Source organism: Ketogulonicigenium vulgare WSH-001 (assembly GCF_000223375.1).
GTDB classification, from domain to species: domain Bacteria; phylum Pseudomonadota; class Alphaproteobacteria; order Rhodobacterales; family Rhodobacteraceae; genus Ketogulonicigenium; species Ketogulonicigenium vulgare.
On record NC_017384.1, the window covers coordinates 753871 to 767216 of the forward strand.

The following is a 13346-nucleotide window of genomic DNA, read 5'->3' on the forward strand; positions in this document are numbered from 1 at the left end:
CAGCAATGCCGCGCTTGATAGCTGCTTGGGTTGGAGTGGATACTGTCATTTGATCCTCTCAATCAAAGTTCAGCTCAGCAAACCCCTGCCTGCGCGCATTGAACGCAGCGAGGTTTGCCGATGGGTGTGGGCGGTCGATCCGGCGCAACCAGTTCCGCTCTTTCAGGATGCTGCGGACTGTGGCGCGATGGATCTTTAGGCGCTCGGCCAGCTGGCGCTGCGAGATCGCGCCGCCGGTTATTTTGATCATGCCGTCGATGCGGCAGGCATGAGCTTCGCGGCGGAAGGGGCGGTCGATCAAGTTCATGCTGCCGCCTCCAAGGCGTATCCGCCCCACTGTGACGCACACGCTCGAGCAATGCCCGCGAATGTTTGACTGCGGAATTTCCAGCGATCGGGACCGGGCGGCGCGCGATGCACGGCCTCCCATCGCTTCGCCTCGTCGCTGCCAGTCGGCGGCAGCGTTAGCTTGTCAGTCGGGCTCAGCCGGGGCAGGCCCCGCAAATAAAAGCCCGTGGCCTTCTTTGCCCGATCCCCAAACCACCATGGCTGCACGATCTGTGGGCGCGGCAGGTTCGCTGGCATCCTTTCACGAGCATGTCGGTGCATGATTGGATTTTCCACGGCGACCCGATCAATTGGGGCTCGCCAGCATGTCGTGAAAAGCGCCACGCCCTCGTCTAGCTCGCGCCACATATCCGCTAGAGTGCGTCCAGGTGGCGGGTTATGCAGCCAGCGGACGCCGCTGTTACAAAGCCTAGTGCACGGCGGGTGCGCGACGATCAGCAGATCCCAGCCGTCGCCCAAGTGGTCACGAACATCACCACGGATGTGGCGGTTGCTGCCGTCATCTGCGGGGAGGAGGTCACAAGACCAAGTGTCGTGTCCAAGCTCGGAGAATGCGCGGCGCATCACGCCCGATGTTTCGCAGCCAATGAGGACGCGCATTATGCACCGCCTTTCAGGGCTGCAAGGATTCGGGACGTGTGGTGGGAGTTCGCGAATGCCTGCGCATCCCGCAGAGCACCAAAGCGGCCAATCGGTATCGACCAAAACAGCAACTCGAATTGGTGCCGTTCCGCCCAAATTGCATAGTCACCAGCAACTAGTTCGTCGGGGTGTGCGTCCTCGTCATTGCGCGGTCCCCAAGCAAGCGACTTGACCTCGCGCGCCTCGGCCAGTTCAGCGCGAAGGCGGGTGATCTCGGCGGCAGAGTCGTTGCAGCAGTCGACCATCCATAGCAATGTGGTGCTCGATGATCCCTTGAGGCCAAGGAAATTCATCAGCGCTTTGGCCCTGCGCTCAGCCCCATTAAGACGTATCAACAGATCGGCGCTCATTCCTGCGATCCTTCCAGGGCTGCGCGGGAAGGCTCAACCGCCTCCAGCATGTGCATAACCATGTCGCGGAAGTTGTCGTAGCCAGCGATGACGATGGCATCGATGACCTGACAGGCTTCCAGCGCCGGTTTCAGTTGCGCTTTCAGCCGGTCAATCTCGGCTTTCATCTGGTCGCGTGTCGGCACCATTTTGGTATCTGCGGCGGCTGGCACCTGGGTAATTGGAATCTTGCCGGTGCCGTCGCAGGCGGCGCAATCCTCGTCGCACAGCCAACCAATAACTTGGCCGTGGCCGTCGCATTCTGTGCAGTGATTGATGTGCGGCTTGGTCAACTCGTCAATTCGCTTTTGCATGGCGCGAATGGTCAGGCCGGCATGGTGCATGGCCTCGACGCGGTTATCGCGGCGTTGGCCAATTAGTTCGCCAGCGACTTGCAGCACATCGGCGCGGTCGGTAGAAACCTCGCGGGCCGCGACCGGCTGTTTGGCCTCGGCAGCCAGCGCTTCGCCGCGCAGGCGTTCGGGTGCGAGGTTGTAAGGGTTTGGCGCTTGGGCCTCATTCGTCGTGCGCGGATCCTGCGCGGTCGGTGCGTGATCGCGCATTATGCTGCCTCCGCATTCTGGTTGGTTAGATGCTGGATCACGGCCTCAATCCCGCCGACCGTGCGGACGGTTTCGCGGACGCCCGTGGGCAGCTGGACGCCGAAACGGTTCTCGATCAGCAGGTAAAGCTGTGCGAGCATGTCAGGCGTCAGGCCAAGGTCGGCCACCAGTTCCGACGCCGATGTGACCTCGGCCAGCATTTTGCTGCTGACCAGTGCGGCCAGTTGCTTCACCGCGCTGGAATTGTGGGTATTGAATAGGTTGGACGGGTTAGCACCGGCCAGCAATTGGGCAGCGGTTAATGCCTTTGCATGTGCGTCCATTGCGAGCTGGTGTAGGCGCTCATAGGCCTCGGCCACCTTATCGCGGTGCTGGTGCAATGTGCGCTCGAGCGAGCGGCTGGTGTCCAGATCCTGCAGGATGAACCAAATGTCTTGCAGTCCGACCCCAATGGAAATGAGAAACCGGATCAGCGCCAACCGCTCCAGCACGTCAGGCTTGAAATAGCGAAGGTTGCGGCCAGCCTTCAGTGCTTGACCGGGTAGGCGGCGGCGAATGCCATTCGCGTCTGTTGCGGGGGGATCAGCTCAAGGCTTTCATAGTGACGGATGGCACGCGGGCTAAGGCCTGTCACGCGCTTGATATCCTGCGTTGTGATTAGCTTGGTCTGCATTGTCGCCCCGGATCAAACTGCATTGCGGCGCAGACGCGCGGCGACGGCAGCGCTGATCCGCGGTGCGGCGTCATCCAGCACTTGGCGCAGGCTTGGCTGGGCGTGGGTGCGCAGGCCGCTGCCTTCGCGGCGCATGACGTGGCCGGTCAGCATGAGATTTTCGGGGTTCAGGCGGATGCCGCGCTCTTCGCAAAGGGCCTGCCAGACGTGCTGTTTCGCGGCCACGGGGCCGTGCAGAATAGAGTCGGAAGTCGCCGCGTGGGCGAGTTGGGCGAAGTTAGCGGGGGTGGAGGTCGTCTGCATTTGATGCTCCATCGGTGTATCGATGGGGCAGTGGTATTGGAGTAAAAAAACTCCGTCAACTAAATAGAGTTATTTTACTCCACTTTTTATTGACGTGATTACTCGGACGTGCAGAATCGGGGCGAGAAAAAAACCGCCACTAGGGCGGGGTGTGCTATCAGGCGCTTAGAGCGGCGCTACCAGAGGGGGCATGATGTTTGGCTTGGAATTTTTGGAGCTCACGCTCACGCTGCAGGTTTCGCTCGGCGCTGGTTACCTAGCGTATGCGGTTGCATACGCAGGCTATCGAAAGGATCATCGAGCGGAAGATGCAATCTTCATCACAATAGCCTTTTCCGCGCTGGCGCAGCTTTTATTCGTTGTTCTAGAACATGCGCAGTTTTTGCCGATAATTTCTGTGCCTAGCGTGTTCTTAACCACAATTGCGGCAGGCGCATTATGGCGCAAATTTGGCATGAGCTTCTGGCAGACGTTGATGAGATGGTCTGGTGTCCATCGCGATGATGGGAACCTGCGTATCTGGCCAATTCTTGTACATGGAAACCATGAGATCAACCAGTGTCAGGTATACCTAAAGGATGGGCGCGTTCTTAACTTATTGAATGGGCCCGCATATATTGGCCAGCCGTGGGACGGGCTACTTTTGGGTGACGATGGTTCGGTTTTGATGGTTGTCGAAAACGAATACATGCCGAACGGATCCGTTATTGAGCATGGCGCGAATTTTGACGCTGAGTGGGGTACTTCACTGACCTATGTTCCGGCCAGTGAAGTAAGTCGTGTGATTTTTACTCTGAAGAAGTCGTAGGTGTATTTTTCTTTGCTGGCGGGGGACCGGACGTTTTGACAGATTTCAGTGGCGATGCGTTGTTCGTCACTTCGGCCGCTTTGTTAGAGATTACGCGCGCGTGGCCAGATGGTGTAGTTGGTTTTGCCATATATGAACTCCTAACTGGATTTTCTTACTAGTTCGGGTTGCAAATAATGCTTGATTGGCGCCGCCCATTTCAGGCGTCGATTGAACATTGGTTCGGCTGTCATGTTCAGGGAAAGCAGGTGGAATAGGTGTGGCTCATTCCCTTGTTTCACCTGCTTCAGCCAAACCTTACCTTCCTCGCATTCGGCTACGCAGATCTTATTGAGGGCTTCGGAGGGGACGCCGATAGTGTCGCGTGAGTAAAACACCACGCCGCCTGATTCGTAGAAAGGTTCCATGCTGTCGCCCGTCACCTCGACCGCCACGATGCCGTGTGTCGGAAGGTGATTTGGAGTCTCGACGTGGTAGATGCCATCGCCCTTGGCAAAGTCGTCCATCAGTTCGACTTGTGCGCCCGCGCCGATGCGGCCTGCTACAGCGGTTTTACGACCTGACCCGCTAAAGTTGCCATCATAGAAGTCTTCAAGGGTTACTCCAAACGCTGCCGCGATTTTCATTGCGTCGTCAACGTTGGTGGTTTTCGCCTTGCCTTGCCTTACATTTTTCATCTGGTCGTAAGACACGCCAGCTTGGGCGCAAACACTACGTAGTGAGCGTCCCGTTGTCGCGATGGCATGTTCTAGGGCGGAGGCGAAGGTGCTTTGCATGGAGGTAAATTACTCCAGGCTCAAAGCTATAGCATCGGGTATAAAAACCCTTGACGACTGGAGTATAATAACTCCATACCGTAAGCCATGGAACAATTCGTTACTGAAGTTGAGGCATACGCGAAAGCGGTAGGCAGGCCCCCACAGTCGATTTTGAAATCGGCGGTTCGAGCATCTTGGCGCGTGTGGCAGGCGTGGCTTGATGGGAAATCCAGCCCAACGATGGCTGTTGCCGACCGCGTTCGCGCCTACATGGCTGCAAACCCGCCCGCTGCCCAAAATGAAAGGGCGGCCTGATGCAGCAGACCGCCCCTCACAACCTAGCATCAAATGTTTCGGTTCGTTCGACACGAGACCAACATAAGGGGGTGCCGTTGGAAAAGTCTTTCCGAAAATCTCGCCAACCGAAAAACGGCGAGGATGCAGAGCGGGCGCGGTTCGCGCGGCTGCTGTGGCGGGCGTTCCCTGATGCCAACTCCGAAAATGAGCTGGCCGAGCTCGCGGCGATGGTGCTGACCTCGGAATCGCGCCCTGTCGATAAGCGGACGGTGCGCAATTGGCTGCGGTGCGAGAACGCGCCGCACTTTCGCTATGTGATCAAGGTGATCGCGCTTGTGGGGGCCGAGGCTGTTTTCCAAATGATTGACCCGGAGGTGGGCGAATGAAGCGGATCCTCTGGCGGATTGCACAACGTTACCTGCTTGCGCGCGCGGCTCGTGCCCGCCGCGCAGGCAACACGATGGCGGCGGCTAAGTTTAAGTCGCGCTCGGAAAAGTTTTTCCACAAGATCAAGGGGGCAATGCGGTGAGCTGGCGTCAATATAAGTTTGCTAGCTGTGGTGCGCGATCAATGAACGATATCGTTGTCGCGACGCAGAAATCCGATGCGAAAGCTATTTTCGCAAGTGTGGCAGAACTTTCTGATGCTGCCTCCCTGAAGCATGCTGCGTTGTCCAGATGCGAAACAGTACGGGCAGAGGTAGTGACTTGGCTCAGTGCCTTCCGGGGATCGTGGTGCCATGACAATGCCGCCCGCAGGTGTCGCTGTCAGCGCGTAGACATCTGCGTCCATGATCTCGACATGACGCTCGACGTCCAGAAGCGCCTCCTTAGCGCGCTGAAGATTATCCTAGCTAAGTTTGGCGTTGTCGCTAAGCAACTCATTTGTCTCGCAAAGCAATCTTGCGGCTTTCTCGATGCCATTGATGGATCTCAGGATTTCATCTCTCTTGGCGTTGGCTTCCGCAGTGAGAAGAGACGATATTTCTTTCGCAGCCGCTCTCATCTCATCGGCAGCTTTTACGCTTTCGTCCGTCAGTTTTCGGAGACGGTGATATTTCTTTCGGTCTTGGGTCATTGGTTGCTCGCCTCACGACTTTACCGCGCTATCTCGACGGAAACGGGTGTGACGGCGATGCGTTCCATCACTTTGAGGGCGTTGGCGTGAAAGCGTTACCACTGAAACAGACAGACGCGGATCGTGCTGTCGCAGATCTGGCGTTTGCGGTGACCTCGGCCGAAATCAAAGAGATTGTCGAAGAATATGAAACGCTGGCCGAAGAGCGTTCCGGCGTCGGAGACCGTATGAGCGAGGTGATGGCGCGCGCGAAGGCAAGAGGATACGACACAAAGATTTTGCGTCGGATCATCGCGCTGCGCAAGCGTCATGCCGATGACTTGGCTGAGGAAGAAACCATCCTCGAAATCTACAAATCAGCATTGGGAATGTGATGACCGCAATTTCAAGCCTGCGGCCTGTCGCTGTGGATGAGATCGGGGACTATCCGTTCTCGGTCGAGGATCGCTTCGAAAGCCACTATTTTATGGCATGGGAACGGCGGCGCTGGCTCAATTCCGACATGCGCCTGCGTGGTGATCCGGAATGCCGCGCCCTGTTCTTTGATCTGATCAATATCAGCTATGATCAGTCGCCGGTCGGCACCTTGCCAACGGATCATAAGATCTTGGCGAAATTGCTGTTCGTTACTGATGACCGCTTTGAGCAGCTGTGCCGCCAAGAATTCGGGCCGCTGCACAAGTGGCGCAAGTTCAACTGCGAAGGCGAAATCCGCCTGGGCCATCCAATGGTTCTAAAGACGTTGAATGAGGCTGTCGCGCGCCGTGCAGAGAACCAAGCGCGCACCGATGCAGCCAGCAACATCAAGCGCCTTCAGCGTATGCGCAGCATGTTGGCGGGTTACAGCAAAGATCTGGCCTCTAATGAGGCGGCAGTGCGCTGGATTGATGAATGGCTGATCGAACAAGGATGCACAAAGCGTAGCTCTGACTGGCTGGAGCGGGCCATGTCGGCATGGTCGGGGCACATGCATCGCCTCTCAGGTCGTGGGCGTAGTATCTAAACGAAACTACAGTCTATCGTATGTGTCCACATGGACAGACGAAGACAGACGAAGACAGATCGAGACAGACGAAGACAGTCCCGGACTGTCCACCACCATAAGGACAAGGACAATGACAAGATAAATACAAATACCCGTGCAGCGACAGTTGGACGGTCAAGCTGTGGATAAGTCGCGCCGAACAAGCCGCATGCAGGTGGCAATCGGGCATTGCTGAGAAAAGAGGAAAGGCTGATGGGGTTCGACACAAACCAACCAGAGACTAATCGCGATCGGGTCAGGCGCTTGCTGCTGGTGCCGCTGGGGTTCCGGCACCCGCGCAAGACCGAAGAGGCAGTGGGCCGCGCATCGCTGGACGCGATTGCAGATGAAATGGCGTATCTGCCTGATGACGTGCTGATCGCGATGGTTGAGGCCATGCGGGCGCGGGGCGAGGGGGCCAGCAAGGATTTCTGGCCGTCGCGCGCCTCGTTCATCGGGGTGGCCGAATGGCTGCATCCGCGCCCGCTGGAATTCTCGCCCAAGCTGCTCAGCTGGTTCGCCTCGATCGAGGGGCCGCGCGCGATTGAGAACGGGACGCTCGTCGAAACGTGGCAATTCTTTGAACAGAAAAAGCGCCCGCCGTCGCTGCCTGAGGATCGCAAGCGCGTCGAGGTTGTCGCGCAGCACAACGCGCGCAAGCTGCAACTGATTGCGGAACGTCGCGAACGTGGCCGCGAACAGTTTCCCGACGATCTGGCATGGGAACGCTGGTATCTGGATCGGCGGCTGTATTGCGAGCAAGCCGTGGCGGATGCGCGGGCCGGAAAGGCGGTGGCATGATGGATGCCCGTCAACTCGTTCCCGATGCCGATTACGAAATCGAATACGTGGCGGCAAAGGATCCGCGCCAGCCGCCCGAGCCAAAGCTGAAACCCATTGCGGGGCGCATGAAGGTCGCGGATGTGTTCGACCTGATGGCGCTGCAAGCGGGTCGTCGGGGCGGGGCCTTGGCACTGACGCCAACGCAAATCGCAATGGCGCGCACCTATAGCGCGTTGGTCGAGCGGCATGAGGCGGGCGGGATTAAATGTTCGTCTGCCGAGGCGGGCGGTGGCGGTGGTGGCGGCTCTGCCGATAGCTTCACGCAGGCGCGGTTGGATGCATCGCGCGAACTCGACCGGATCCGCGCCCGGATCGGTGACGGCGTTGCGTTGGAGGTGCGTCGTCGGCGCAAGGTGGATGACAAGGCCGTAACGGTGAAGTCGCAAATCACCGATCGCAAATTGGTGGATGCCGTTTGCCTCGCGGATCAAAGTTTGGCGTCATTGCTTCGCTCGCATGGCTGGTCGCCGGATGCTACTACGCGTGGATCGCTGATTAAGGCGCTGGGGGCCGCATTGGATCGGATGACTGGGCCTACTGCGCGGCACCGACATGCCACCTTACGGTGCGGCGTGGTGGCGCGTAGCCCCTTCGCCAAATAGGGGGTTGACGCCTTATCCCTTCCGACGATAGGAAATAAGCACTATCCATAATTGCGCCCACGGGAAACCGGCGGGCGCTTTTGCGTTCAGGGGTTTGGTGGTGTCGCCCGCAAGGACAGATAACAACAGAACATCTTGCAGGCGACTTGGGTAGATTTGGCGTTCCGACTAAAAGCCGCCTGCGCGAGGATTGGAACAGCTAACGCAGGCGGCTGATATTGGCGGAGTAAGCCAATTGCGATGGCAACATAAGCGACCGTGCCTGCCATCGAATCTCAGGTTAACGACGGCGGCTGACCTCGTCTACAGCATTAACCATCAGTGCTGCCTTATACTGCTGGTGCCGTCTGCATGGGAAAGAACTGTCTATGCAGACGGCATAGCGCGGCAAGGAAAGCCAAGGGTGACGGCGGGCTAGGTGCATACGTAGGACCCGCCGTCGACGTTCAGGCTATTTGGTCTTGAAGTGCTCGTCGATCTGCTTTTCGGCCTCTTCTTTGACAATGCCGTAGCGTTCTTGGATCTTTCCGGCCAGTTTTTCGCGCTGGCCGTCGATCTCAGTCAGATCGTCGTCGGTGAGTTGACCCCATTTGGTCTTCACATCACCCTTTGCTTGGGCCCATTTGCCCTTCACGGTATCCCAGTTCATGCCGTCCTCCATTGGTTAAGAGTTCACAAGATTGGTCTTCACGTGAGTTCATCGTCGTTAATATTTTGCCTAAACCGTAATCACATTTTTTGAGCGAGCTAAAACGACGCTTTTTTGCCGATTGGTCAGTTTCGCGTTTCTGGAGGGTGCAATGGCATCAGGTCTTTCTGTGCTGACCCACGGCAATGGCGTAACTCTGACGGGTGATCGCGCGCTGATCCGGTCTTTGACCGATCTCTCGGATCGCGATCTGAATATTGCCGCGACATGGGCGCTGAATGATACGGCGGCAGATGTGCTGACCGATGTGCAGCAGCGCATGGGGCAGGTGTTCGACCGGCCAACGCCTTTTGCGCTGAACGCATTTCAGGTGCGCAAGGCGCGGCCCAATGACTTGCAGGCAGCGGTGCAGGAACGGCCCTCGGTCGGAAAGCGCCATTTCCTGAAAGTGCAGGAACTTGGCGGCGTTCGCCCGCAAACCGGCCTTGAACGCAATCTAGGTTTCAAGCTGCCTTACGCTGGGCATTTGCAAACTGTGACGCCGGGGCCTGCGGCGCTGCTCGATGCGCGCGGCAATTGGTCGACGGGTGAACGCAACCGCGTCCTCTCTAGCATTCGCGCCCAGAGCGATAAGCACATGAACAGCAAGCGCGGCGCGGCCAAGGTGAAGCGATCGAGCGCTGCGCAGTTCTTTGTGCCGCGCGCCGGATCGAAACTGTCGCCCGGTGTATGGAAGCGCACCAGTCGCGGGGCCAAGCTGCAAAAGGTGCTGAACTTCACGGATCGCTCGGCGGTCTACAAGCCGCGCCTGAAGTTCCTCGATGGTGCCGAGGTGGTGGCCTCTCGCCAGATGCCGCTGCACCTTCGCCGGACGCTAGCGCAAATGGTCGCCAAGCGGGCCGTCAAGGTCTGAAAAAATCCGCGCGGGTCCTTCCTAGGGTTCGCTTGCATGCGGGTAATTCGCGCCCCGTGCCGTGCGATTTTTTTGGTTTTCCATTTGCAAATAAGGGGTTGTTGTTGGGGTTTGCCATGGCCGACGATCAAACTGTTACGCTCGTCGCGGTCGAGGTCAGCGCCGAGTTTCAAAAGATCCTTGCTGACTATCCGCTGCCCGCGACGGTGCAGGACGCGGATATGAACCAAGAGGAACTGGCCTCGGCCCTTAACCAATCCGTCAACACGATTGCAAAGTGGATTCGGCAAGAGGGCATGCCGGTCGCCCAGGCGGGCGGCAACGGTAAATCCTATGTGCTGCGGCTGTCGCATTGCTGGGCGTGGCTCAAGGCGCGGGATGCGGATCGCGACTTGCGCAGCCAACACAACAAACAGCAGGCGGCTGCGCTGCAAGCCGAAATGCTGGGTCTCGATGTGTCAGACCCAAACGCGCACATGACGCCGAAAGCGCGCCGCGAAATGGCCGAGGCTGATCTTGTTTGGAACAAAGCGCAGCGCGAACGCCGGACGCTGGTGCAGTTGGACGAGGTGCATGACCTGTTGGAGAGCGTGCTGACCATGGTGCGCGATGGGATCGAGGCGATGCCCGATCTGCTGGAACGGGAACTGAACCTGAAACCCGATCAGGTCGCGGCGGCTGTTGCTGTCGGGCACGATATCCTGACCAGCCTGACGGAAAAGATTGAAGCCGCCGAACTGCAAGAACGCACGGTCGCTGACCTGCCGGATCGGCAATTGTGGATGAATTAGGTCTCGTCAGATTGCTTGCGCGCGGCCTCGATCAGTTGCGCGATATGGCGTCTATCCTCTTTGAGCATGCGCTTGAGCTGCTCCATCTGCAAATTTAACGAACTGTTGTCTCGCTCGATCGCGGCAATCTTGGTGGAGAGCTTCAGCATTCTCTCCTGCAAATCCTTAATCTCCATGGACCGATCCTGTCTAACCTGTTGGGTTACCTACAACTACAAGCTGAATTGGATCAGATTGGATCGTTCTGTCTACTCCCAATTCACGTTGGCTAGAGCAGTGCAGCCACAATGGATGAAATTAAATTAAGAGGGCTTTTATCGATGCAGATGCGCGGGTTCGAGCCATTGATGCCTTATGCGGATCCGCGCGTAGCGCTGAAGGCGGCGCTGCCTGCGCTTCGTCCTGCCGAGCGGATCTCGGTCACCGATGCCGCCGAAAAGTATATGCGCGTGAATGTTTCGGGAACGTGGAAAAAGTTCAGCCGCGACGTGACGCCTTACATGACCGAGCCGAGCGACATGATCCCTTCGCGGATGTATCGCGGGCTGGTGCTGTGCGGGCCGTCGCAGTCGGGCAAGACCCAGATGCTGCAATCGGCGGTGGCCTATACGATTGCCGCGAACCCCGGACGGGTCGGGCTGTTCCAGATGACACGGGATGCGGCGCAGCTGTTTGAGCGCGAAAAGATCGCGCCGATGATCGCGAACTCGCCTGAGCTGCGGGCGAAGCTGGCGAAGGGGCGCGGGTCGGATACGATCTTTCAAAAGCTGTTTCTGGGCGGCACGCATCTGACGCTGAACTGGCCGACGATTACGCAGCTCAGCTCGACCACGATCCGGCTGGTGCTGGGCACGGATTATGACCACTTCCCCGAGAGCGTGGACGGCGAGGGCGATGCCTATTCGCTGATGCGGGCGCGGGCCAAGACCTACATGTCGCGGGGCATGGTGGTGGTTGAAAGCAGTCCAGGCGCGCCGATCACGGATGAACATTGGCAGCCGCAATCAGCGCATGATGTGCCGCCGGTGGAATACGGGGTGCTGTCGCTCTATCCGAACGGGACGCGGGGCCGGTGGTATTGGACATGCCCGTGCTGCGGCGAGGAATTTGAACCGACCTTTGCGCGCCTCGTCTATCCCGAAGGGGCCGAGCCTGCGGAAGCCGGTGACGCTGCCGAGATGCGGTGCCCGCATTGTCGCCAGACCTTCGGGCATGGCCTCAAGCGCGCGCTGAACAGTGAAGGACGCTGGCTGCATGAAGGCCGCGAGGTTGACGAATACGGACGCCCGCGCCTTGTCACCATCGACAGCGGCTTAGTGCGGCGCACCGATATGCTTAGCTACTGGCTGAACGGGGCAGCCGCCGCGTTCTCGACTTGGGCGGAACTGGTGGAAACCTATGAGAACGCCAAGCGCGCCTTTGACAAGACCGGCGACGAGGAAAAGCTAAAGACCGCAGCGAACACGGGGCAGGCGATGCCCTATATGCCGCGCTCTGCCTCGGATGAAATGACGCTCTCGCTGCAAGGGCTGAAGGATAAGGCGGAAGGGCATGATCTGCCGCGCGGGATCGCGCCGCATTGGGTGCGTTACCTCACGGTATCGGTGGACGTGCAAAGCACCTACTTCTCGGTGGGTGTCACGGGCTGGGGCGAGAACGGTCGGCACTGCCCGATTGACCGCTTTGATATTGTGAAGCCGCCCAATCAGGACGCGGATGCGCCGGAGCGGACGCTAAAGCCGTTCGAGATTGCCGCCGATTGGGATGCGCTGGTGGATCTGGCGACGCGCGAATGGCCGGTTGATGGGGCCAATGGATCGCTGCTTGCACGCTCGATCGCGATCGACATGCACGGCGGCGGCTCGACCACGGAAAACGCCTATCGGTTCTACCGCAAGCGCCGCAAGGCGGGCGAGGGGCAGCGCTGGTATCTGACGCGCGGCGAGGGCGGTTTGAAGAAACCCGATCGCGTGTGGCTGAAAGCGCCGGAACGGTCGAACAACGTCAAGCGCAAGGCGGCAGCGGATATCCAGATCCTGCACATGGCGACGGATCGGTTGAAAGATGCGGTGGCGGCAAGTCTTCGCATGCAGGACGGCGGCACCAATGATTGCGAGGTGCCGGGCTGGATGACCACCGATGAGCTGGGCGAGCTGATGGCCGAGCGGCGCGGCAAGTCCGGCTGGGAAAAACGACCCGGCGTTGTGCGAAACGAGAGTTTCGACCACCTCGTCCAAGCAAGGGCCCAGCATCTGATCAAGGGCGGCGAGCGGGTCAATTGGGACGATCCACCGGAATGGGCGGTTTTGGGTAACCAGAACCGCTTTTTTGTTGCCCCGATCAAACTCGCCCCGCTTGCGGATCCGGAAGCTGCGGTGCCGGTGCCCGCTAAAAGAAAACCGCGCCCGCAAGCGCAGCCTGCCAAGCCCGAAACCGGCGGCTGGATCAAACACCGGAAAGGAAGCTGGCTTTGAGCAAGGTCAATACGCAAATCGAGCAGATCGAGGACATGATCGCGAAGGGTGTGCTTTCGCTGGAGCAAAACGGCGAAAAGGTCACGTTACGTAGCTTTGACGAAATGCAGCGCACCCTGACGTGGCTCTACCGCAGGCGCGATGGCGACACGCGCAAGACGTTCCACACGCCAAAGTTCTCGCGGGGGTGAT

General features: G+C 58.6%; 22 protein-coding genes. 12 read left to right on the top strand and 10 right to left on the bottom strand.

The features are described from left to right. Positions 1 to 58 precede the first annotated feature (58 nt). Genes KVU_RS03730 through KVU_RS03755 form a run of 7 tightly spaced genes read right to left on the bottom strand, consistent with a single transcriptional unit; the run spans position 59 to position 2918 of the window. The gene (locus KVU_RS03730) at positions 59 to 307 is read right to left on the bottom strand and encodes a helix-turn-helix domain-containing protein (protein WP_013384002.1); all 249 of its coding nucleotides are present in this window, start codon (positions 305 to 307) and stop codon (positions 59 to 61) included. Further along, positions 304 to 948 (bottom strand): hypothetical protein, encoded by a 645-nt coding sequence (locus KVU_RS16220; RefSeq protein WP_014537623.1) that lies wholly within the window; start codon positions 946 to 948, stop codon positions 304 to 306. The genes KVU_RS03730 and KVU_RS16220 overlap by 4 nt, the downstream gene beginning before the upstream one ends. After that, positions 948 to 1340 (bottom strand): hypothetical protein, encoded by a 393-nt coding sequence (locus tag KVU_RS03735; RefSeq protein ID WP_013384003.1) that lies wholly within the window; start codon positions 1338 to 1340, stop codon positions 948 to 950. Before KVU_RS03735 ends, KVU_RS16220 begins: the two co-directional genes overlap by 1 nt. After that, a complete protein-coding gene (locus KVU_RS03740) occupies positions 1337 to 1942 on the bottom strand; it encodes a hypothetical protein (protein ID WP_014537624.1) in 606 nt (201 codons plus the stop codon). The genes KVU_RS03735 and KVU_RS03740 overlap by 4 nt, the downstream gene beginning before the upstream one ends. Further along, positions 1942 to 2433: an acyl carrier protein gene (locus KVU_RS03745; protein WP_014537625.1), complete on the bottom strand. Its 492-nt coding sequence runs from the start codon at positions 2431 to 2433 to the stop codon at positions 1942 to 1944. The genes KVU_RS03740 and KVU_RS03745 overlap by 1 nt, the downstream gene beginning before the upstream one ends. A 35-nt stretch (positions 2434 to 2468) precedes the next feature. Then, positions 2469 to 2615: a MerR family DNA-binding transcriptional regulator gene (locus tag KVU_RS03750; protein WP_014537626.1), complete on the bottom strand. Its 147-nt coding sequence runs from the start codon at positions 2613 to 2615 to the stop codon at positions 2469 to 2471. A 12-nt stretch (positions 2616 to 2627) separates the two neighbouring features. Further along, positions 2628 to 2918, bottom strand: coding sequence for a hypothetical protein (locus KVU_RS03755; RefSeq protein WP_236953145.1), 291 nt, complete (start codon positions 2916 to 2918; stop codon positions 2628 to 2630). A gap of 190 nt (positions 2919 to 3108) precedes the next feature. Between KVU_RS03755 and KVU_RS03760 the strand changes: the two genes are divergently transcribed. Beyond that, on the top strand, positions 3109 to 3726 hold the full coding sequence (locus KVU_RS03760) for a hypothetical protein (protein WP_044008018.1): 618 nt from the start codon (positions 3109 to 3111) through the stop codon (positions 3724 to 3726). 140 nt (positions 3727 to 3866) lie between these two features. On the opposite strand, the gene KVU_RS03765 is transcribed toward KVU_RS03760, so the two are convergent. After that, entirely contained in the window at positions 3867 to 4502 is a 636-nt protein-coding gene (locus tag KVU_RS03765) for a S24 family peptidase (RefSeq protein WP_014537628.1), read from the bottom strand. A 296-nt stretch (positions 4503 to 4798) separates the two neighbouring features. On the opposite strand from KVU_RS03765, the gene KVU_RS03770 reads away from it, so the two are divergent. From KVU_RS03770 to KVU_RS03800, 7 genes are all read left to right on the top strand, one after another. Further along, positions 4799 to 5167 carry a hypothetical protein gene (locus KVU_RS03770; RefSeq protein WP_236953146.1) on the top strand — a complete coding sequence of 123 codons (369 nt, stop codon included), beginning with the start codon at positions 4799 to 4801 and terminating at the stop codon, positions 5165 to 5167. Then, complete coding sequence (locus KVU_RS16090) at positions 5164 to 5310, top strand: hypothetical protein (RefSeq protein WP_014537630.1); 147 nt, start codon at positions 5164 to 5166, stop codon at positions 5308 to 5310. The genes KVU_RS03770 and KVU_RS16090 overlap by 4 nt, the downstream gene beginning before the upstream one ends. A gap of 41 nt (positions 5311 to 5351) precedes the next feature. Then, complete coding sequence (locus KVU_RS03775; protein WP_044008019.1) at positions 5352 to 5948, top strand: hypothetical protein; 597 nt, start codon at positions 5352 to 5354, stop codon at positions 5946 to 5948. Between the two features lie 59 nt (positions 5949 to 6007). Then, positions 6008 to 6232: a DUF2312 domain-containing protein gene (locus KVU_RS03780; protein WP_338033835.1), complete on the top strand. Its 225-nt coding sequence runs from the start codon at positions 6008 to 6010 to the stop codon at positions 6230 to 6232. After that, positions 6232 to 6861 (top strand): hypothetical protein, encoded by a 630-nt coding sequence (locus tag KVU_RS03785; RefSeq protein WP_014537631.1) that lies wholly within the window; start codon positions 6232 to 6234, stop codon positions 6859 to 6861. The genes KVU_RS03780 and KVU_RS03785 overlap by 1 nt, the downstream gene beginning before the upstream one ends. Positions 6862 to 7095: 234 nt before the next feature. Continuing rightward, the gene (locus tag KVU_RS03795; protein ID WP_236953147.1) at positions 7096 to 7683 is read left to right on the top strand and encodes a hypothetical protein; all 588 of its coding nucleotides are present in this window, start codon (positions 7096 to 7098) and stop codon (positions 7681 to 7683) included. Continuing rightward, positions 7680 to 8327 carry a hypothetical protein gene (locus KVU_RS03800; protein ID WP_013384015.1) on the top strand — a complete coding sequence of 216 codons (648 nt, stop codon included), beginning with the start codon at positions 7680 to 7682 and terminating at the stop codon, positions 8325 to 8327. The genes KVU_RS03795 and KVU_RS03800 overlap by 4 nt, the downstream gene beginning before the upstream one ends. Before the next feature lie 451 nt (positions 8328 to 8778). Here the strand turns inward: KVU_RS03800 and KVU_RS03805 are convergent, their stop codons facing one another. Further along, a complete protein-coding gene (locus KVU_RS03805; RefSeq protein ID WP_013384016.1) occupies positions 8779 to 8976 on the bottom strand; it encodes a CsbD family protein in 198 nt (65 codons plus the stop codon). Positions 8977 to 9127: 151 nt separating this feature from the next. On the opposite strand from KVU_RS03805, the gene KVU_RS03810 reads away from it, so the two are divergent. Continuing rightward, on the top strand, positions 9128 to 9889 hold the full coding sequence (locus KVU_RS03810) for a hypothetical protein (protein WP_013384017.1): 762 nt from the start codon (positions 9128 to 9130) through the stop codon (positions 9887 to 9889). A gap of 116 nt (positions 9890 to 10005) precedes the next feature. Then, positions 10006 to 10680, top strand: a complete 675-nt coding sequence (locus KVU_RS03815; protein WP_014537633.1) for a DUF1441 family protein — start codon at positions 10006 to 10008, stop codon at positions 10678 to 10680. On the opposite strand, the gene KVU_RS03820 is transcribed toward KVU_RS03815, so the two are convergent. Beyond that, a complete protein-coding gene (locus KVU_RS03820) occupies positions 10677 to 10856 on the bottom strand; it encodes a hypothetical protein (RefSeq protein WP_014537634.1) in 180 nt (59 codons plus the stop codon). The genes KVU_RS03815 and KVU_RS03820 overlap by 4 nt on opposite strands. A gap of 171 nt (positions 10857 to 11027) precedes the next feature. Between KVU_RS03820 and KVU_RS03825 the strand changes: the two genes are divergently transcribed. Further along, positions 11028 to 13154, top strand: coding sequence for a phage terminase large subunit family protein (locus KVU_RS03825; RefSeq protein WP_236953148.1), 2127 nt, complete (start codon positions 11028 to 11030; stop codon positions 13152 to 13154). After that, positions 13151 to 13345, top strand: a complete 195-nt coding sequence (locus KVU_RS03830; protein WP_013384021.1) for a phage head-tail joining protein — start codon at positions 13151 to 13153, stop codon at positions 13343 to 13345. Before KVU_RS03825 ends, KVU_RS03830 begins: the two co-directional genes overlap by 4 nt. Position 13346: the final 1 nt, after the last annotated feature.